Here is a 19,161-nt window from a genome sequence, read left to right as displayed (position 1 = left end):
GGCTTACAGCATCGACGGCACAACCTGATCCGGCGGCCGGTGACCGTCATCAAAGGTCTTTATATTTATGATCACTTTCTCGCCCATATCTATCCGGCCTTCCAGAGTGGCCGACCCCATATGGGGCAGCAGTACAACGTTTTCCAGCTCTCGCAGGCGCGGATTGATCTCGACACCGTGCTCGTAGACGTCCAGACCAGCGCCTTTGATCTCACCTGCACGCAGCATCCGCGTCAGGGCATTTTCGTCGATCACCTCGCCGCGGGAGGTGTTTACGATGACGGCTTCGGGCTTCATCAGTTTAAGCCGCCGTGCGTTCATAAGGTGGAAAGTCGAAGGTGTGTGCGGGCAATTGACCGATATCACATCCATTCGTGCGACCATCTGATCGAGGCTGTCCCAATAGGTTGCCCCCAAAGCGTCCTCGGTCTCGGAGCGCAAGCGGCGGCGGTTATGATAATGGATCTGCATCCCGAACGCCGCGGCGCGCCGTGCCACCGCCTGACCGATCCGGCCCATGCCTAAAATACCCAGACGCCGCCCTGCCAACCGGCCGCCAAGCAAAGCATTGGGTGCCCAACCTGTCCAGTTGCCGCCCTTCATCTGGGCCATACCTTCGGGCATACGGCGCATGACAGCCAACATCAGTGCCATCGTCATGTCGGCCGTATCATCGGTCAAAACGCCCGGAGTGTTCGAGACGAGGACGCCTTGTTGACGCGCTGTTGCCACATCGATGTGGTCAACCCCCGCGCCATAATTCGCAATCAGCTTGAGCCTCCCACCCGCTTGCGAGATCAGCGCATTATCGATCTGGTCGGTGATTGTCGGCACCAGCACATCACATGTTTTCATGGCCTCGCCCAGCTCTGTGCGGGTCATGGGCGTGTCGGTTTCGCGCAGCCGCACATCGAATAATTCGGCGAGGCGCGCTTCGACAACCTCCGGTAACCGTCGCGTGACTACAACACTCAGCTGTTGTTTTGACATAATTCATTCTCCCGACTTGGCGTGACGCATCTTTTCCTGCCATGGTGACCCAAGCAGCGACGAGGCACAAGAACCACGCGCTGCTCCTGAGCAAGACGAAAACAATAAAATTCAGTGCAGGCAGCACATCATGAACAAATCAAAATGGCGTCGCATCGGCGCAGGGCTCCTTGGCGCGTGTGCTTTGATCCTGACCACCAGCTTTGCAACGCCCGTCCTTGCAGCGGAAGATGAAGACATGGGTCAGGTGACAAACCGTCCGATTCCGCGCTTTGTCTCGATGAAAGCTGCGGAAGGCAATGTCAGGCGCGGCCCGTCCCTGACGCACCGAATCGACTGGGTCTTTAAACGTCGCGATATGCCCCTTCGCATCACAGCCGAGCACGGCCACTGGCGCCGTGTCGAGGACCGTGATGGTATGGGCGGTTGGGTCCACTACTCGCTTTTGTCCGGCACCCGCACCGTTTTAATTGAAAAGGACATGCTCACCCTGCATGCCCGCCCCGATGCAGCAGCGCCGATTGTCGCCGCCCTCGAACTGGGCGTGATCGCACGGGCAATGGAATGCGGCGGCGAATGGTGCTTGCTAAAATCGGGCGGCTTCAAGGGCTGGGCCCCCAAGGCTCGCCTTTGGGGTGTGCGCCCGCAAGAAGAGTTTGACTGATTGCGCCACAGCAATGCATAAAGCATTCTAGAAGCAACCTGATCCACAAGGAAGCTTCGGCATGAAATCTATCTACTATGACCGCTTCGGCACTGCTGCTGATGTTCTGACCACCGATACATTCGACACCCCGCCCCCCGCGGCAGGCGAGGTTACCGTCCGCCTCGCCTTTTCGGGGGTGAACCCCTCAGACATAAAATCACGCGCCGGGGCGCCCGGCATAGCAAAGCCTGCCTTTACACGCGTGATCCCTCACAGCGATGGCTCGGGCCTGATTGAGGCGGTCGGCAAGGGCGTGGACCCCGCTCGCATCGGCACCCGCGTCTGGATCTGGAATGGCCAGTGGCAGCGTGCTTTTGGCACAGCTTCGACACATATTACCCTGCCGTCGGAACAGGCTGTTTTATTGCCCGACACTGTCAACCTCGAGACAGGCGCGATTCTGGGCATTCCGGGCCTCACTGCTGCGGAGGCGGTTTTTGGCGCCGGCGATGTGCAGGGCAAAACACTGCTGGTCTCGGGCGGCGGTGGCACGGTCGGGTATCTCGCGGTACAGCTTGCCGTTTGGGGCGGCGCGCATGTCATCGCAACATCAAGCCCCCGTGACATGGACCGCGTCAGAGCCGCAGGTGCCCATCATGTGCTCGATTATCGCTCTAAGACCTTGGCCAGCGACATTATCTCGGCAAATAATGGGGCAATGGTCGACAGAATTCTAGAAGTGGAATTTGGCGCGAATGTCACGATGAACGCCGAAGTGATCGGTGTGAACGGGACCATCGCTGCCTATGGCTCCCAGATTGAAATGACCCCCACCCTGCCGTTTCGGCCCCTCCTGTTCAAGGCCGTAACCATCGACGTGATACTGATTTATCTGCTTCCCCTCGCGGCACGTCGCGAACGGATAGAACGCCTGAATGCCGCATTACAAGAAGGGGCGCTCTCGTGTCCTGTCGCAAAGGTATTTGCGCTTAACGATTGCGCCTCAGCCCATGAGGCGGTTTTGGCAGGTGGTCGTGCAGGTGCAGTACTTATTGATTGCAGCTAAACGCGCTGGAATTGCCACAGAACTGCTGCGGGCAATTCCGTTCCCCGCCCTGCCCCTACAATTTCCGGAAAGAACCTATGCGCTATATCGCCCTGATTTTATGTTTGTCGCTGCCAATTGCGGCGCAGTCGCAGAGCACGGCAAGCGACCAGCCCTCGGGCACTATCACCGTCACCGATAGCGCCACTCAGGATGCAGCAATAAGTAATCGCATCCGTGCCATTCTGGCCGAGCTTGAAGGCTATGACGACATCTCCGTCTCTGTAAGTTCCGGTATCGTAACCTTGCGCGGTCGGGCACTTGATGCGGTCAGCATCACACGCCTGAACGAGCTGTCGAGCCGTGTCGAGGGTGTGGTCGCAATTGAGAATGAAGTGATCGAGACTACCGACGTAGTCCAACGCCTAAATCCCGCCGTCGAACGGTTTCAGGCCCGCACGAAACAGATCTTTGCCTTCTTGCCGCTGGCCCTGATCGCCATTGCGCTCTTTGCTCTGATTGTCTTTCTCGGCTTTGCCCTTGCGCGGCGCAAACAGCCGTGGGACCGGCTGGCCCCCAATGCTTTTATCGCCGATCTTTATCGCCAGTTTATAAGGCTGGCGTTTGTTATCGGTGCGCTTGTGATGGCCCTTGATATTGTGAATGCCACCGCCCTGTTGTCCGGTATTCTGGGGGCAGCAGGGATTATCGGGTTGGCGATCGGTTTTGCTGTACGTGACACCGTCGAAAACTTTATTGCGTCAATCATGCTATCGATCCGACAGCCGTTTCGACCCAATGATACTGTCGAGATCGAGGGCGATACAGGAAAGGTGATCCGCCTAACCTCGCGCGCGACGATTCTCCTGAGCTTTGACGGAAATCATATCCGGATCCCGAACTCGACGGTTTTCAAAGCGCGTATTGTCAACTTTTCCCGCAATGCCGAGCGCCGCTTCACGCTTCAACTGGGTGTCGCCCCCGAGGTTGATCTGGCTGCTGCACAGTCGCTGGCGCTAAAGGTCCTGGAGGAGCTTCCTTTCGTTCTCGAAGCGCCTCATGCCTCTGTATGGATCGAATCAGTCGATGACAGCTCGGTGAGCATGGGCATGGCGGCGTGGATCAATCAGAACGACACCAACATCGTCCTTGCCCGTTCCGAAGCGATCCGACTGGTGCAAGCGGCCTTCGACAATTCGGGGATGAGCGCGCCATTCCCCACCTACAGGCTGCTTCATGAGGGTCAAACTGGCGACGCGCAAAGTCGTGGAACAAGTACTACACCCTCAAAAACAGCGCCGGCCCTCCCATCCCATCCTGCGCAGGGCGTGGAGGCGACAGAGGACAAACAACTTGAACAAATTATTGAGCTGGAGCGTGCAGAAGACGGCGATGACTTGCTCCATAAAAACGCAGAACAGGAATAAGTTTAAAATGATGAGAATATTGTCAGATAAAGGCTTGCGTCCCGCGCCAACCCGCCCTATCTACCGCGGCACGTTGGGGTGTAGCCAAGTGGTAAGGCAACGCTTTTTGGTAGCGTGTACCGTAGGTTCGAATCCTACCACCCCAGCCACTTTTCTTCAGAATACAAAGTAAACAAGGGCTTTTCGCCCTCTACCGCTGAACGTGTATCCCAAACCTCTCAAAATGGGATACACAATGGGATACAGCCCACCATTAGCGAAACCTACATGAATAACTGGTCACACTCCAAACGTGCTACTTGTTTAATGAGGCGGGGCAGAAGTTACTATTTCCTCAAGAGGCTTCCGAGAAAAATATCAGGGAAAGGGTCAAACCGATTTCTCAGGATATCACTACGAACAGACCTGCCTTTCGACACCATGAAACGCGCAGCTGCAATGCTCATGGGTCACCGTCCGGTCTGTCCGCACTGTCGAGCCAAAACGTGCCTATGCTATTCGGCGGGCCTTCTCGTGGGGTTGAGCTACTGATTCCGCTCCGCTGCGGTATTCAGCTTCGTATTTATCCATCGCAAGGTCGCGATCCCATTCGTGGATTTCCTTGGCCAAGCTCGGCCCCTTGTCTTTTAGGTGCTTGGCAAGCTGGCGTTTGACTGCGCCCACCGTCAGGAATTCGCGCGCGGGCGGCCCGTTCAGGCCAGCGTCGGGTGTATGGGCAGGCCCGAAGATATCGGTCACGGCCTGACGCTCGGCGGCTGATAAACCGTTCACGACTATCGACCCGAGCAGGAGCGTTTCCGACAGACAGCCATTTGCGGTGACAACTTCGTGCCGCTCACAGGCAAAATGAACCCATTTGATCCAGGCCTTACCCTTCATGTGTCGGATACCCGGCAGCGCCGTCAGGGCTTTTGCGGGTACAAATGCTTGATTGGCAAAGACTTGGCGCAATGCCTCGCCCCCACCGACGAGGATGCGGTGTTGCGGCGACACGATCAGGTCTGCGGCGGGCAGGTTGTGGCCCAAGGCACCGGCCTTGATCTGCACTGGCTTGTCATCGTCATGGGCGTCTTCCAGCGGCTGATCACCGCTCCAGGTCCAGCGGATAACCTGTGGGCCATGATCCAGAGTCAGCACCAGATCGCCGGGGTGCAGCGTTTCCACCGCGCGGGGCCCGCCCGGCGTGTCGATCAGCGTACCGGGGGCGTAGCATGAAATCGTGCCTTCGTTAGTCGTACTTTGAGGTGCGTAGCTCGCCCCTCGGTCGCTGGTTTCGAGTGACGTGTTGTTGTTGCCGGTAGAGCCGATATCGGTACTGGTCAGCCCGGCAGCCGGACCTGCCGTCGCATTGATAACGGTTCCTTCGAAACTGACGAACTGCAACACCGTTCCCGTGTTATCCGTCAACGACAGCCCATCTGTCGCGCGCAGGTTGCTAAATGAGGGAGACGAACCGTTAATGACGTATACGTCTTTTCCCGCAACTGTGGTTACAAGTTCGCCAAGCACATAGGTGCCGCGCACGGCACCCGCAGCGTCGTACATCGTAACAGTCCATGCCGAAATATCCGTTCCCGAAGGAACAGCGATTTCGATGAAGTCTTTGCTTATGGCATCGCCATAAGATATTTCGGAAAAATAGCCTGGCATGCTTTCGTTCCTCACATTTCAAGGAACACTACCGGAGAAGGAATGAAAAGACTGTCAACGGAAGGGTTTACCAAAAAAAAGATGGTTGCAATACGAGCGACCTTTGCGCCCAGTTTGACCGCCCTCGCACTGTGCTCATGCGCTGCGTCGCTGTTTCCTTAAACGGTCAAACTTCAGCGCAATTCCAAGACTGTCTTGCTGCTGCCAGAGAAGAAGCAAGACAGGCAGAAATATGAACCTGCCACTATCACCGTTCGTTGATACGCCGCTATGTCCAGCTACGATAAAGCCCACAGTTTTACGCTTCAGTTTCCAGATAAGAATAGCGTTGGCGATTTATTGCGCGCTTGAGATTGCGCCAAGTAAGCGCATAACTTTGCGCGCCTCATTGCAAAGTTTGACGTTTCTACGATCCTGCAGCGTCGGGCCCTGACCTGCCGTTCGCCTTGTGGCGCAGCGGTGCGGTGCAGCTTCACCAGAACGGCCATTCGTCCATCTTGCAGCATTTTCGGCGGGTGGAGGTCGCCAGAGCGGGACAAAGCGTCAGTGCGCTGTAGATTTGCACAAGTCTGCTTTTAAGCGTGGTGCCTCAAATGAGCGATCGGGTAAAAAAGTTGCCATAAGGACAAATCTGAAGTTGAGAAAGGGGGCTCGTCCACCGGCCCCCTTTTTGATAGTGATAGGTAGAGATCAGAAGATGGCGCGTGCGATGCGGATCAATTGCAAAGTTTCAAATGCGCTGTCTTCCAAGGTCACCAGTTCACCATTCACGACGGCATAGTTAAATCCCGGCTCAAGTTCCGGCAGCTTGTAGGTTTGGCGCAATTCTCTCTGCGTTAGCGCCGCCGTGGGTGCGACACGAAGCCCTGCGGGAAGGTTTTCAACCCGCGCCAGATCATTGATCCGCAGAAGCGACGTGTAATCTTGGTTCGTCAGCAAAACAGGTTGGCCATCGATCAAAGCATAGCGGTTGCCTGATGATGCGGGGCGAAGCCCGTAGAGCGATGCGATCTGGTCCGAGCTGAGCAGCAAAGTATCCTCATCAAGAACCACGTCACGGTCGAGATAGTCGTCGCGCTGTTCAAGGTAGATATCGTCAAGCTGATTGTCATCGTACGCTACCCATTCATCATACGTAACGCCTTTTTTGGCAAGCCCAGGGGGCACGCAGGGCGGGTCCTTTTTTGCGAGGCCCGGGGGGCAGTTGCGATATGTCAGGAGTTGCTGGTCAGAGACATCGGGGAAACTGATCTGAGAACCCAACAGCGCGAGCGGCGCGGCGCCAAGCAGCACACTCATGTCGCGCCCTTGGGGCGCAAGCACCCGGAGGACTTCATTTGAAATGCGAACCCGATCTTCTTTTGATCGTTTGGCTTTAACGTTGATCTTGTCGGGCTTGTTCTTGTTAGCCGTATCGGATTTCTTGCTTTGCTTGTTGCTTGGCTTGTTACTTTTTTCCACCTTATCGTCTTTTTTGACCTTTTTCGGTTTGTTTTTATTGTCTTTCTTCTGGCCCTTATCCTTGTCATTCTTGACCATAACGATCTGTTCGTTCTGAATTGTTTGCACGGTCAAAACGGAAAGGGCAGAAACTGGAATCGAAATGCTTGTCGCAAAGGCTGGCGTGGTAGCGCAGACAAGGACTGTTGCAAGTGCGAGGGGGGTGTATCTCATCATTGGATCTTCATATTAGTGTGGCGGATCAAACAGACTGTGCTGATCTTCAAATCGTTGACATGTCGGGATGAACATCACTAATGCTCCATGGCACTGACAAACGAATGGAGCATGAATAAGGTTCCGCTGCATCCGACAAGCAGACACAACTCGCGATTTAACCTAAACCAAAACTCAGCATAAAAGCCGGAGCGGCTTGTCCTACAACGACCGTCACGAACCGCCCATTGCGGACCTTCACCACTGGGTCCAACTGCTGGGTTGCGACCCGTCATTACAGCCTTTCGCCCATCTTGCAGCGGTTTGTTGGCTCAAACGTCGGTCGGCTGACAGAGTGAGCTTTCACTGCGGCTGCGCGAATGACTGGTTTCAGATGGTTTGAAGATCCTGACATTCTGAAGAATGAGGAATTTACTGATCATGTAATTTAGTATGAAATCGAAAGCGCGTTCGGCAGTATTACGACATACCTGCATTGCACCAACAAGGAGGCAAAAATCCTGAAGCTCATTTTTGCTCTGGCACTGATACTCACCTCTTTGATGGTTTTGGAGAAAGCACGCCAAGACATAGATTTTTCACGCCTTGAGGTCGCAGATACACCGATCAGCCATTATACGAAAGCAGGCGCTAATGGCCCCGTCGTTGTTATCGCACACGGCTTTGCAGGCTCCCAGCAGATGATGCAAGGATATGCCCTGCCACTCGCAAGAGCAGGTTACCGCGTTTATGCTTTCGATTTTCTGGGCCATGGACGTCATACATTGCCAATGTCGGGCGACGTATCATCGGTAGATGGCACCACAAGGCTATTGGTCGAGCAAACCAATAAGGTGATAGATGCGGTCACTCAGGATGACGAGGCAATTGCGCTTTTAGGTCATTCTATGGCGACCGACATTCTGGTGCGTGTTGCGGCAGAGCGCTCTGATGTCGGGCCGATTGTTTTAATCTCGGCATTTTCGCAGGAGATTGATGCTTCGAAGCCAGACGAGCTGTTGTTGTTAGCCGGTGAATGGGAGCCAGGGTTGCGGGCGTTTGCGCGGACAAGTTTGCAAATGGTTGACGCAGCCGCAGTCGAGGGTGAAACCGCATTAAATAGCTCCGTTACACGTCGAATGGTTGCCGCACCTTTTTCCGAGCACGTATCAATCCTGCAAAGCCGTGTTGCACGAAGCGAAGCGCTGGCTTGGATCGACAAAGCCTATAGGCGAAAATCGGACATTTCTATTTTGCCTACGGGTTGGGCCATTCTTGGGTTATTGGCTGGGCTGGTGGTAATCTTCCATCCCGTGTCCAAGCTGCTAACGAAACGTGCCTATGCCGTCATGACATTGACCATTGGACAGACTGCTTTGGTTTTGTTGGTGCCAATGTTTGTTGCCCCAATATTAGCAGTCACGCTCAATACAGATATCCTGCCCGTTCTTGTAGCAGATTATCTGGTGTTGCACCTGCTTGTGTTTGGCGTTGTTCAACTCGCCATTTTACGAATTTTTCGCATCTCCGTAGGTCCACCCGTCTTGCCAGCACTTGGTGTGTTGCTGCTGGCCTGTGCTGTATTCGGTTTCGCGCTGGACCGATATGCTGCGAATTTCTGGCCTACAGGTGGTCGGCTCTGGATCATCGCCGCGATGGCAATTGGCGCCGTCCCCTACATGGTTGCAGATTCCGTCTTAACAGTGAGCCAGACATTTTTAAGGCGTTTCTTGACGCGATTAAGCTTCCTGACCTCTCTTGGGATCGCTGTCGCACTTGATTTTGAAGCGCTGTTTTTTCTGCTCCTGATCGCGCCTGTCCTCGTCCTATTCTATATTGTCTTCGGCATAATGGGGAGGCAGACCGCGACCCGTGTCGGCCCCCTGTCCTCTGGTCTGGCCTTGGGATTGGTCCTGGCTTGGGCACTCGGTGTCAGCTTTCCACTTTTTCAAGTTTGACCGCCCTGCGCGCCTGATGCTTGTTCCGTTGCTATATAATTTACCATCCACAGCAGTCAGCTACGGCAAGGACTGTGGTAATCGAGCTTCAAATCGTTCGAGCAACGATCAGTTTCCAAATTTGGTAAGCCCAAAGCTTACATTCGAATGCGATGCCGCAATGGGCATTTTAGACCCGGAGCGGACCTCGGATTCAGTGCAGTATTTCGGGATATGATGCAGTGCCAACGTCGGGTTGTCGATGCGGGAGGGTATGGCGGATCGGGGGTTCTATCATGGAAACACCAAACCTACCGGCCATTTGCGCACTTCGCCCCGCTTTGAACAAGGTGCACATTGTCAGCCAGAAACGTCCACTGAAGCCCAAACATGTCTGGCAATCCGTATCAGGTTGGAACTTGCGGAGAACCATCACGATCTGGCTCTGTTCAAAATGGTCATTGATAGCAAACTGCGCTGGTGGGATCTTGTGCGGATCAAAGAAAGGGTATCGGTGTTGCAAAGCAAAACCCAAAAACCGGTGCGGTTCGAGATTTCCGAAGGCCCCCGCGCCTCGGTGGCGAAGTGGATGGAAGATCCGTTGATCGTAGGATCCGAATTTCTCCGGCCAAGGCGTTTTCACGCGTACCCTCACGTCACAATATACCAATATGCTTGGATTGTGCGGTGCGGTGGCCAGTCCTCACTTTGCACGAAGCCGTTCTTAAAATAAACATCAATACATCCAATTCATGTCTCAAATGCAGCGCAAGTTTCCGGAAAATTGTGGAACAGACTGATGTCCGGAGACCAAATGATGGCTGAAAACCAATTATCCGTCAGGCGCCGGGAGGGTCGATACGAGACTGACCTTGGTCTTATTTACGATATGTTTTGTAAGCACACCTCTGTTCGGGAGGTTATGCTATCAGCAGATCATCTTGCAGTCAGAAAAGCAGCTTCGGCGCTCGAGCGGGTCGCAGATGTGCTAGCGAGCCGATTGAAAGCATATGGGCTCACTCATTTTCGCACCATACCGGAAATCAGACCGACGACACGTGTGCGCAAAACTCCGCAACGCTTTTGGCTTGAATTTGGTCTTGGCGCGACACAGGATCATTCGGCGGGGCACACAGAGCTTTTTATTGAGTTTAGTAAGACAGGCGTGACGCTTGGTCGCCGTCTACCGTTTGGCGGACAACCAATTAGACAAGACATCGTCAGAGCGCTACGCCCATTAAATACAATCAAGCCGTTGGACGCGAACGATTGGTGCCTTGGGCATTATGAGCCACCCGCAGGCCAAAACGCCTGTTCCACTGATGTGAATGACTGGCTTGCGGGACGATATAAGTCGCGCCAAGTAAGTGCTGTTCCAATCACCCTGAGCAAGCGCTGTCCGGGAAGCCGACCAACCATGAGTGAGTTAATAGCTGGTCTGGAAGAGGCGTCTGCTCTTATCGAAGCTGCGATCGGCGAACGGGAAACACTCGGCGCTGCGATGATCTGAACTTTTGGACCACAAAAGGTCCTTCATGATGGCTTTGCATGCGCCTCGTTTCGGGAAACGAAACTGAAGACTCCGCTTCAGGCCCGTCTGGATTTGCCACGCAACGTTCTGTCTTTCGTTGGAATTTGATCGAGCGCTGCGATATGTGAAGAAATTACCACGCATAACACTCATTTTTAGACGAGCAGACGAGCCGACTTGCTGAAAGCGTCTTACGTGACTACTAATATCGTTAATACCTGCCGCAGATGCAGGTAATAGATATTGAGCAGATGGCAAAAATTAACGTTACGCAAAGTGGCATGACCACTGTTGTCGGGCAAAATGACAACGTTTCCATCGACATTTTTGGCGGTGGCGACACAACTATTGTTGCTAACCCAAACGAAAGTGTGAGCAAGATTAAGCTCTTTCTCGAAAACGACAATCACTCCGACAAGATCACAATCGATTTGTCCACGTTCAGCCAAAACGGGCTTCGTATCGATATTCACCATTACGACCCAACCGACATCATCAATTTGCAGGGCGCATTCAATCGGTACGTCGACCCGGACAATCCGGACGAATACACGTTTGATTATATAGGCGCTGACGGTCGGACTTATTCAGCGACTATTTATGCAAAAGATGGGGGCGAGAAGGACTTCACGTCTGATCCGTCTCCGATCATCATTTGTTTTGCCAAGGGCACTGAAATCGAAACCAGCGAAGGGGCGCAAGCCATCGAAACCTTATGTGTTGGGGATCTGATCCGTACTCTTGACGCGGGATTTGTTCCGCTGAAGTGGCTGGGACGCACAGATATGGGCGCACGGGAATTACGACGGTGGGAAAACCTCAGGCCGGTGCGGGTTCGATCAGGAGCTTTTGGGCAAGGACGACCTGAGAAAGATGTTGTTCTGTCTCCGAACCATCGGGTGCTAATCGGCGGCAAATGGGCTGAGTTGTATTTCGGCGAGGCAGAGGTCCTTGTGCCCGTGAAGGCGCTTGTCGACGGTATCATGATTTATGAAGAAAAAGAGTGTACCGAGATTACCTACTTCCACCTTCTGCTGGAGGGCCACCATATCGTCGAGACCAGTGGTCTACTGTCAGAAAGCCTTTTCTTGGGTGTTCAGTCTATGCAGGCTGTTTCCAAGCAAGCAGATTGTGATCTGCGATCAACGCTGACTGAATTTGAATGGCAACAGTTTACTGCGGTGAAAGCGGCCCGCCCCATTATACGCGCTCAACTCGGGCAGTTTCTCGCGGCCTGACGCCAGCGCCTATCGCTGAAAGTCATATTCAGCAATTGTGACACTACCATTGAAGCCAGAGCGAACGGCGCATTAAAGACTGTTGTACTGAGATTTTTACACTTGCAGCGAGTGACCGCTTTCCGCCCTTCGTGACGGCTTCTACATTCGCCCCTTTGCAGACTTTGACCGGCCATCGCATGCCGCGCTGCAGCTTCCCAGAAGCAAACATTAACTGGTCTTCTAATTTCTCCTTCAACAAGCGGCCCTCTATGCGCAGTTGCATGACCCGCACACTGCATGATAGCCGGGCCACAGCCTTTCCTGGGTATGCTGCTCAGGTGTCGGTTAGGGCTGGCTCGGTGATTGCACACCTTGCCAGCCTGAATAGAGAGGGCCCTTAGCTGACATCCAGCGCCCACCCTGGATGCTGCACTACAGCGCGTCATTGTGTCTGACGTCAGCGCCTATGGGTCCAAAACTGTATGAGGGTCGGCGCACGAATTCGGCAGAGTTTTGCTTTCCAGACAACCCGAAGAATTATTCAGCGACGGGAAATTGCGGTATTCCCGTATAAGAGCGGCAATCATCAAGCGAAGAGCAGCATGGATTTCCCGAAACTGCACCGAACCGCCCTCGCAACCGTAGCAGCGGTAATTATACTTCCGCTCCAAGTGCAGGCGCAAACCACGCTTGAGGAGGTCCAGAGTTTCTTTGACGCAGCGCAAGTCGTTGCGGGACCGGCGTTGGTGGATTGCAGGCTCTCGGGCGGAACCAAGGCAACTTGTTTCTCGATCACTGTGATTGCAGAGCCGTCCAGTTATACCCCGGGCCCGTGGTGTCCGACCGATATTACAGAGGGGCCGGACAAAAGCGGCATCTGGCTGGAAGACGGTAAGGTCCATGTAGCCGATGGTGCGTTCATGCAAAATCTGTCCACATTCTATGACGACGACACATGGCAGTTGTTTGACCCGTCATCGGGCAAGCTCAATGTAACGGACAGCCTTGAAGCATGCCTTGCCGCCGCGCGTCCCGATGTCGACCCGGCCTACACCAACCACTGTTTGCAATTTCTGTTCGAATACCTGCCCGAGGGTTCCACCCAAACCTACGTGATCCCTCTTGAGCCCCAGCCGCTTATGCGCGGGCGCAGTCTCGGCTTTGCGGGAGCAGGTATTGCGCGCAATGGCGTTTCTCTGGCCGCTGCAGCCCCGACTGACGCGATCTTGGGCGCCTATACAATCGCCCCCTTTGATGTATGCGGCGGGCATGTGAACCTGCATGCGGGATATCATTACCACGCTGTGACTGATTGCCTGACTGCACTTTCGGATTTGTCGGACCACGGCGGTCAAATTGGCATCGCCATGGACGGCTACCAAATCTTTGCGCAAAACATGACGGATGGCTCAACCCCGACCGCGCTTGACCGCTGCAACGGGCATGAGACGGATGATCTGGGCTATCACTACCATGCAGGTGATCCGGGATCGAACGCGATCCTTGGCTGTATGAGCGCGGAATATGGCTGTGTCTCGGATGATCCGACCGCAGTATGTGATGCAACGGCCCGACCACCGCGCCACTGAACAACCTCCAACCAAAACCTCAAAGGAAGATCATCATGATCGCCAAACTAATGCTCACCGCCGCCCTGTCTCTGACAGGCGCAACCATCGCATCGGCACAGGACGCCGATATGAGCTTTTTCCTCACCAGCGTGAATCCCGGAAACGGGGCTGATCTGGGCGGCTTGGAGGGTGCTGATGCCTACTGCACCACTCTCGCAGAAGCGGCGGGCGTTACCTGAAAGACATGGGCCGCCTACCTGTCGTCGGCCGAGCATAACGCGCGCGACCGGATTGGAACCGGCCCGTGGATGAACGCCGCGGGTGTCATCGTCGCGCAAAGCGTTCATGATCTGCACAGCGACAGCAACAACCTGACCAAGGAGACGGCGATCTCCGAAACAGGTGCCGTGATCAGCGGCCGTGGCGATACGCCCAACCGCCATGACATCCTGACCGGCTCCGACCTCGACGGAAATCTGGTTGGCGACGCATGCGAAGGCTGGACCAAAAGCGGCGGAGGCTCTGCGATGGTCGGTCACCACGACCGCACGGGCGGCGGTGATCATCCGACGGCATGGAACTCTGCGCATCCGTCGCGTGGGTGTGGCATGGAAGCGTTGCAGGCTACAGGCGGTGATGGCCTGTTCTACTGCTTTGCCACGAACTAAGCAGTCTCTTCGATAAACTCCAACGGGCATGCGTTGCATGCCCGTATCTTTTTGTCAGCGCCTTAAGTGAACAACGCATTTCTCTTAACTATTTGTCCAGAGCGAGCCATTTTGCGCACGCTCTATTCCGTGCCGGTACAGCGCCTTCATATAGGTGGATGAAAATCGATCCGACGGATCATACTGAACACCCGCATTTGGATCGATCGAGGTTACGGAAAAACGCAGCCCTTTTTCGCGCGCAAACAACTGTGTTGCGTTAACTTGCAACAGCGCACTTGCCCGGCCTGTCGTTGTGAGTGCTTGTTGCGATATGCCCAATGCAGACCGCCCGACCGATGCTGGAGCGGGATTGAGCGTGTTGTTAATAATCACGTAGATATGCCCGCCTTCCAGCTCCTGATCCGGCGTTGTGAAGGCAAAGCTTGGCACAGCCAGAAACTGCATGTGGACGCCCCCGTCGATGTGGGTCTCGGAATAGGTCTTGCCGCCCGATGTGAAGCTCAGATTGACGGGCGGAAAGAAGCCTGGCAACGCCGCAGAGGCGCGCATGATGCTGCGAAACAGATTATATTGCCCCGCTTGCGCAATCGCGCCCATATCCCAGACCGAGGCCCGGGCACTGTCAAGTTCCGAGGTAACAACAAGCAGATTGTTGCCTGCCGCGTGCCGTTTTGCGATAGCCTGAAGGAAGGCAGGCGGCGTGAATTCCGCGATCAATTCCGCAAGGGGCGTGGTGTCATAAAGAGCGTCACTAAATATCGCCTGAAACGGACGCAAGCGCATGATATCGCTTGCATCCGTTTGCGTGAAGACTTGGGTGAGAACATCGTCATAGTCCTGTCCCATAAAAGCAAACGGGGCAATCAGAGCACCTGTCGAAATGCCGGTTACCAGATCAAAATCCGGTCTGTCGTCGCGTGCCGACCACCCTACGAGCGCGCCTGCGCCGAATGCGCCATCCTCCCCGCCGCCGGACAGGGCCAGAACGCGTGGGCCTGTGCCAGACCACGAAGACTGCGGCGGGTGCAAATGCTTCAGCCACTCTTCGGGACCATCATCGGCGAAAAAGCGAAACCGGGATAACGGATCATTCGCCGCGGTCACGGGCGCACGTGCTGAAGCCTCGATCCGACTGGTACAGGCCGAAAGCGCGGTTGCGCCCACACCGATCAGCAGGTGCCTGCGTCCGATGCAGAGTTTGGTAGAACGTGTATCACTCATGTCAAAATCCTGTAGGCAGCCCGAGCAGGCGCATCTGCTCAGCGCTTGTTTTAGCGGTTTGGTGGTGGGGGCAAGGCGCCACGCAAGGTCTCCTCGAGCACACCGAGCGTTCTTGCGGCGGCAGCAAGGTCAGGTGGACCCGAACGGGGATCACCCAAGGCTTGCATCAAGTCATCTTGTGTCACCCCGAGCGCCTCAGCGGCTTGCGTGAAATCGGGCGGCATCTGTCCGGGCGCACCGCCACCGCGCGGCGGTTCATTGCGTCCTTCTGCAGCAGGCCTTGTTGCGCCAATACCGGCGGTAGCTGTTGTCGAGAAGTTATCCGCAGCTTGCACACCGACCAGACAGGCGGGCAGGTTCGGGAACTCGTCCGTAGCATGATAATGGTATGTCTCACCGGCGGACGTCATTCCGACATGGCCGTTGCAGGCGTCCAGACTGGCCGCGACAGTCCCGTCAGCCTCGGTGCTGCCAAACATTGGAAATCCGTCAAATGCATACCCGAACAGGGCAGCACTATCTTGCTCCAATGCGCAGTCGGCACTGACGCCATTCGCTGCGAAAACCGTCTCAATATCCGTTGACGTTGCATGCCAATGATACCATCCGCCGGGGTCGATATGGCCCCCGCAGGTATCAAGGGCGGGCATGTGCCCTGTCTGCTGGATGCTGGGCGCGTCAGAGAAAACCGGCACACCGTTCAGTGCCACTCCAACCTTGGATACAGTTCCCAAGGGGGTCGGGCTGTCGGCCATCACAGGGGTGATCGGCAGCAGCATCGTGATCTCGACGCTTTCGTCCGGCGAGACGTTGATGCAGGCGTGATCGACTGTGGGCTGCTCGGTTGCCGCGTCGACCACATGAACAGTCCCGTCATCGTCAAAGAAGCGGTAGCCCAGATCATCGAGCATCCGCAAGAAGGCCTCATCCACACGGTAGAGTTTGGCGTTCTCGCCTGTCCACTCCCAGATGCCACCCGCATCCGTCAAGTTTGTCGGACAGAAGGGTCCGATCTCTAAATCTTCGGGCAGGTAATTGACGGTTATTTTATGACAGGTCGATGCTGTGCCGTTCTCCAATGTGCAGTCCACGGTTTGTGGCTGTTCTGCAAAGGCTGTTTCCGAAAATTCATCGATGTCGGGATGGGCCAGAGCCATTGGTGCCGCGCCAAGAGAGGCGAGCGCCAGAAGGCTTGGCCATAGGTAGGATTTGAGGGTCATCAGGCGTATCCATCGTTTGTTTTCAAGGGGCATGATCATCAGTGCGCGTCATCTGCACTGAACAAGATTAGGCTTTCGAGATAGGTCACGATCCTCGCGGCATCCGCCTCAGACATCGCAGCATAGGCGTGTCGGCTGGCCGCCGCCTCACCCGCATGGGCAGGGATCGCTTCATCCAGAGTTGTCGCGCGGCCGTCATGCAACCATGGGCCGGTTGAGCCCACGCCCGCAAGCGAGCGGGTCATAAACATAGCTGCGCCCACACCCCAAGCGGATCGGACGGATCTGACAGAGCGGGACCCATGTCATGGCGTTTGAAGTCGGAGAACCAGCGCGCACGCCCATTCCCTTTTACGTCAGTTTCATGCGCGCCCAGATGGTACACACCGCCATCTTCCAACAGGACCTGATTGTTCGGCGGGTCAAGCCGCATGTCTAACGTGATAGCGGTATCAGAACCCAGACCGTGCGCGCCGGGATTTGACCCGTCGGGAAACAGATTATCGGTGTATCCGGCAGCGCGGCTTGGCTCCTTGAATGTCGGGTTGGCGACTTTCATGCTCGAGACCTGACAGCTGTTGCACCCCGCTTCGGTAAACAGATGCTCTCCGGCGGCGATGTCTGCGCTCAGTACATCTGTGAGATAGATCAACCCGAACTCGGCAAGCTCAACCGTGCTGACAGGCCGCTCGAGCGCCGCCATGTAAAGGGTGATTGCGGTCACATCACCAACACTGAGCTCATTGATAATGCAATCATAGTCGCCGTCCTGTGCGCCGACCAACTCGGTTGCCTGTAACCCCAATTCGTTGTGCGCAGCATCACCGGTAAACGACCGGGTTGTGGCGTGATTGCCTTTCCAGCCGAACGGACGAACCACCAGATCAGCATCGATACCCGCCAGCTGACTTGCATCAATTGTTACTTCGCAGGGCTCCGCATTGATGCGGGTCAATGACAAGGTACCAAACTCGACCTCCTTGGTCACAAGAGCTACGTTCGCTGCACCTTGTGAACAGGCAAGATCCCTTGCACCTTCGCGCTAGAGGTATAGCTCGGCGCTCATCTCCTCTGCGAGGCGTTGCGGTGTAGAAAGTGCGAACAGCGATGTGGTGTTCCCTTCGAGATACTGGCTTGGATCGCCCGTGAGATCCGGATCAAGGACCACATTCATCGCGACACCTCCCGCCCCGTTCGCAAAAGGCGCGTTGTGACAGCTTATGCAGCTTGTGGCATTTGCACCGCCTTCACGCTTCGGGAAATGGCTTGCCCATTCCTGATCTCCGTCCAGATCGGCACGCGGGAACCGCGTAAAGCGACGGCCTTCGCCGATATTGGCGCCAACCCCGTGAGTTGCGGTAAAGTCGAATTCAAACAGCGCGTCACCTGCTTCGAACGCCTCAAAATATGCGACATTGCCCTGACCATCGGTCACCTGTTCATTAAGATGATGTTGGTCAACTTGCTTGAGGGTATCTTCCGAAAATGCCGTGAGAGCAGAGGTCAATAAGGTGACAGGAATGACGCTCGGATATCGCTGTTTCATATGTCCCGCCTTTCTTTGCTTTGCGACAGACGACCGATTGTCCGACCTTGTTCCGATACCTCGCGGCCTGTTCCCGTTTTTGACAGTTTGGCTGCAAGATTATTTGACCAAACCTTTGCATCTGCTTTCTTCTGAGGCTTAATCGAGAGAGCGATGTGGATCTCAGATGGGGCGATTTGGACGGCTGATGCAGACGCACCTTTCCGGCCATCGGAAAGAGCGATGGCCGAGGCAAAAAGAAATACGGGCAGCTTTGTGAGAGGTCCCATGAGCTTTCCTTTCCGAGATGTTGCTGGAAATAAGGTAGAAGGGTGTAATTCAGCCGTTCTTTGGTGGATTTGCAGGCACGCATGCCAAAGGGACATCTGCTTTGGTCGACATACATTTGCCTTGAACTGTTTCACCGCTGCGTCCGTTAAAAGAACATAGCGACTGCGGATCTACATTTGCGCAGGCCTCAATGGCTTCGCGGGGTGGTCGGCCAGCGCGGTCGCTTTGTCCGACAGGCGTAGACTGAGCTAACAAAAAGCTTTTGCCTAATGGCGCTGCAAGGCTCTCGGCGCGGACAGCCGAAATGTTGAGCGCACCAAGAATGACGACGGTGAAGGTCGTTGCAAGAACGATCTTCTGGTTGCCTTGAGTTCGCGGGACACTCGACCTGTAGATCGGGATTTTTCGGTTTACTGCGGGCTGCGCACAGATCGCTCTGAGTTTTTCTACGAACATTTTACTCTCCTGTATTGGCGTTGGTTCGCCATTCACAGGTTCGGTTTGCCCGTTCTTTAAGAAGTGAGTTTGCAGCAATTATGCAGTGAAAATGCAGACAGCAA

Annotated in this window: 18 protein-coding genes and 1 tRNA gene; 10 read left to right on the top strand and 9 right to left on the bottom strand. The window is 55.0% G+C overall.

The features are described from left to right. Positions 1–3 precede the first annotated feature (3 nt). The gene (locus C8N30_RS11535; protein WP_025061127.1) at positions 4–990 is read right to left on the bottom strand and encodes a 2-hydroxyacid dehydrogenase; all 987 of its coding nucleotides are present in this window, start codon (positions 988–990) and stop codon (positions 4–6) included. A 130-nt stretch (positions 991–1,120) separates the two neighbouring features. Between C8N30_RS11535 and C8N30_RS11530 the strand changes: the two genes are divergently transcribed. The 4 genes from C8N30_RS11530 (at position 1,121) to C8N30_RS11515 (ending at position 4,257) form a co-directional block, all read left to right on the top strand. After that, a complete protein-coding gene (locus C8N30_RS11530) occupies positions 1,121–1,654 on the top strand; it encodes an SH3 domain-containing protein (RefSeq protein WP_025061126.1) in 534 nt (177 codons plus the stop codon). A 61-nt stretch (positions 1,655–1,715) separates the two neighbouring features. Continuing rightward, on the top strand, positions 1,716–2,702 hold the full coding sequence (locus C8N30_RS11525; protein ID WP_025061125.1) for an NADPH:quinone reductase: 987 nt from the start codon (positions 1,716–1,718) through the stop codon (positions 2,700–2,702). Positions 2,703–2,779: 77 nt separating this feature from the next. Then, positions 2,780–4,108, top strand: a complete 1,329-nt coding sequence (locus tag C8N30_RS11520; protein ID WP_025061124.1) for a mechanosensitive ion channel domain-containing protein — start codon at positions 2,780–2,782, stop codon at positions 4,106–4,108. Between the two features lie 74 nt (positions 4,109–4,182). Next, positions 4,183–4,257 (top strand) — tRNA-Gln (locus C8N30_RS11515). Positions 4,258–4,597: 340 nt separating this feature from the next. Here C8N30_RS11515 and C8N30_RS11510 read toward each other — a convergent pair. Together C8N30_RS11510 and C8N30_RS11505 are read right to left on the bottom strand one after the other, a co-directional pair. Continuing rightward, positions 4,598–5,758 carry a Hint domain-containing protein gene (locus C8N30_RS11510; protein WP_025061123.1) on the bottom strand — a complete coding sequence of 387 codons (1,161 nt, stop codon included), beginning with the start codon at positions 5,756–5,758 and terminating at the stop codon, positions 4,598–4,600. Between the two features lie 690 nt (positions 5,759–6,448). Continuing rightward, complete coding sequence (locus C8N30_RS11505) at positions 6,449–7,432, bottom strand: hypothetical protein (protein ID WP_025061122.1); 984 nt, start codon at positions 7,430–7,432, stop codon at positions 6,449–6,451. A 545-nt stretch (positions 7,433–7,977) separates the two neighbouring features. Here C8N30_RS11505 and C8N30_RS11500 point away from each other — a divergent pair. The 6 genes from C8N30_RS11500 (at position 7,978) to C8N30_RS19620 (ending at position 14,341) form a co-directional block, all read left to right on the top strand. Next, positions 7,978–9,372, top strand: a complete 1,395-nt coding sequence (locus C8N30_RS11500) for an alpha/beta hydrolase (protein WP_051567096.1) — start codon at positions 7,978–7,980, stop codon at positions 9,370–9,372. Positions 9,373–10,165: 793 nt separating this feature from the next. Beyond that, positions 10,166–10,861: a hypothetical protein gene (locus C8N30_RS19325; protein WP_025061120.1), complete on the top strand. Its 696-nt coding sequence runs from the start codon at positions 10,166–10,168 to the stop codon at positions 10,859–10,861. A gap of 272 nt (positions 10,862–11,133) precedes the next feature. Continuing rightward, entirely contained in the window at positions 11,134–12,120 is a 987-nt protein-coding gene (locus tag C8N30_RS11485) for a Hint domain-containing protein (RefSeq protein WP_025061119.1), read from the top strand. Between the two features lie 584 nt (positions 12,121–12,704). Further along, positions 12,705–13,691: a YHYH protein gene (locus C8N30_RS11475; RefSeq protein WP_025061117.1), complete on the top strand. Its 987-nt coding sequence runs from the start codon at positions 12,705–12,707 to the stop codon at positions 13,689–13,691. Positions 13,692–13,726: 35 nt separating this feature from the next. Next, positions 13,727–13,912, top strand: coding sequence for a hypothetical protein (locus tag C8N30_RS19625; protein ID WP_232222779.1), 186 nt, complete (start codon positions 13,727–13,729; stop codon positions 13,910–13,912). A gap of 69 nt (positions 13,913–13,981) precedes the next feature. Next, positions 13,982–14,341: a hypothetical protein gene (locus C8N30_RS19620; RefSeq protein WP_232222778.1), complete on the top strand. Its 360-nt coding sequence runs from the start codon at positions 13,982–13,984 to the stop codon at positions 14,339–14,341. 84 nt (positions 14,342–14,425) lie between these two features. Here C8N30_RS19620 and C8N30_RS11465 read toward each other — a convergent pair whose 3' ends face one another. The 6 genes from C8N30_RS11465 to C8N30_RS11435 form a co-directional block, all read right to left on the bottom strand. Beyond that, positions 14,426–15,565, bottom strand: coding sequence for a patatin-like phospholipase family protein (locus C8N30_RS11465; RefSeq protein ID WP_025061116.1), 1,140 nt, complete (start codon positions 15,563–15,565; stop codon positions 14,426–14,428). Positions 15,566–15,615: 50 nt separating this feature from the next. Then, positions 15,616–16,785: a YHYH protein gene (locus C8N30_RS11460; RefSeq protein WP_198021464.1), complete on the bottom strand. Its 1,170-nt coding sequence runs from the start codon at positions 16,783–16,785 to the stop codon at positions 15,616–15,618. Between the two features lie 38 nt (positions 16,786–16,823). Next, positions 16,824–17,030, bottom strand: a complete 207-nt coding sequence (locus C8N30_RS11455) for a di-heme oxidoredictase family protein (protein ID WP_025061114.1) — start codon at positions 17,028–17,030, stop codon at positions 16,824–16,826. Next, positions 17,027–17,773, bottom strand: a complete 747-nt coding sequence (locus C8N30_RS11450) for a hypothetical protein (protein ID WP_025061113.1) — start codon at positions 17,771–17,773, stop codon at positions 17,027–17,029. The genes C8N30_RS11455 and C8N30_RS11450 overlap by 4 nt, the downstream gene beginning before the upstream one ends. Positions 17,774–17,827: 54 nt before the next feature. Continuing rightward, a complete protein-coding gene (locus tag C8N30_RS11445) occupies positions 17,828–18,331 on the bottom strand; it encodes a hypothetical protein (protein ID WP_025061112.1) in 504 nt (167 codons plus the stop codon). A 318-nt stretch (positions 18,332–18,649) separates the two neighbouring features. Further along, on the bottom strand, positions 18,650–19,057 hold the full coding sequence (locus C8N30_RS11435; protein WP_025061110.1) for a hypothetical protein: 408 nt from the start codon (positions 19,055–19,057) through the stop codon (positions 18,650–18,652). Positions 19,058–19,161: the final 104 nt, after the last annotated feature.

Origin of the sequence: Sulfitobacter guttiformis, assembly GCF_003610455.1 — a bacterium.
In the GTDB taxonomy this organism is placed as follows: domain Bacteria; phylum Pseudomonadota; class Alphaproteobacteria; order Rhodobacterales; family Rhodobacteraceae; genus Sulfitobacter; species Sulfitobacter guttiformis.
Note: the sequence above shows the minus strand (reverse complement) of the source record. Positions and strands in the feature narration are given on the sequence as shown.

Coding starts and splice junctions, on each gene's coding strand:
- C8N30_RS11535 (WP_025061127.1), bottom strand. CDS start 990: ATGTCAAAACAACAGCTGAGTGTTGTAGTCACGCGACGGTTACCGGAG.
- C8N30_RS11530 (WP_025061126.1), top strand. CDS start 1,121: ATGAACAAATCAAAATGGCGTCGCATCGGCGCAGGGCTCCTTGGCGCG.
- C8N30_RS11525 (WP_025061125.1), top strand. CDS start 1,716: ATGAAATCTATCTACTATGACCGCTTCGGCACTGCTGCTGATGTTCTG.
- C8N30_RS11520 (WP_025061124.1), top strand. CDS start 2,780: ATGCGCTATATCGCCCTGATTTTATGTTTGTCGCTGCCAATTGCGGCG.
- C8N30_RS11510 (WP_025061123.1), bottom strand. CDS start 5,758: ATGCCAGGCTATTTTTCCGAAATATCTTATGGCGATGCCATAAGCAAA.
- C8N30_RS11505 (WP_025061122.1), bottom strand. CDS start 7,432: ATGAGATACACCCCCCTCGCACTTGCAACAGTCCTTGTCTGCGCTACC.
- C8N30_RS11500 (WP_051567096.1), top strand. CDS start 7,978: ATGGTTTTGGAGAAAGCACGCCAAGACATAGATTTTTCACGCCTTGAG.
- C8N30_RS19325 (WP_025061120.1), top strand. CDS start 10,166: ATGATGGCTGAAAACCAATTATCCGTCAGGCGCCGGGAGGGTCGATAC.
- C8N30_RS11485 (WP_025061119.1), top strand. CDS start 11,134: ATGGCAAAAATTAACGTTACGCAAAGTGGCATGACCACTGTTGTCGGG.
- C8N30_RS11475 (WP_025061117.1), top strand. CDS start 12,705: ATGGATTTCCCGAAACTGCACCGAACCGCCCTCGCAACCGTAGCAGCG.
- C8N30_RS19625 (WP_232222779.1), top strand. CDS start 13,727: ATGATCGCCAAACTAATGCTCACCGCCGCCCTGTCTCTGACAGGCGCA.
- C8N30_RS19620 (WP_232222778.1), top strand. CDS start 13,982: ATGAACGCCGCGGGTGTCATCGTCGCGCAAAGCGTTCATGATCTGCAC.
- C8N30_RS11465 (WP_025061116.1), bottom strand. CDS start 15,565: ATGAGTGATACACGTTCTACCAAACTCTGCATCGGACGCAGGCACCTG.
- C8N30_RS11460 (WP_198021464.1), bottom strand. CDS start 16,785: ATGACCCTCAAATCCTACCTATGGCCAAGCCTTCTGGCGCTCGCCTCT.
- C8N30_RS11455 (WP_025061114.1), bottom strand. CDS start 17,030: ATGACCCGCTCGCTTGCGGGCGTGGGCTCAACCGGCCCATGGTTGCAT.
- C8N30_RS11445 (WP_025061112.1), bottom strand. CDS start 18,331: ATGAAACAGCGATATCCGAGCGTCATTCCTGTCACCTTATTGACCTCT.
- C8N30_RS11435 (WP_025061110.1), bottom strand. CDS start 19,057: ATGTTCGTAGAAAAACTCAGAGCGATCTGTGCGCAGCCCGCAGTAAAC.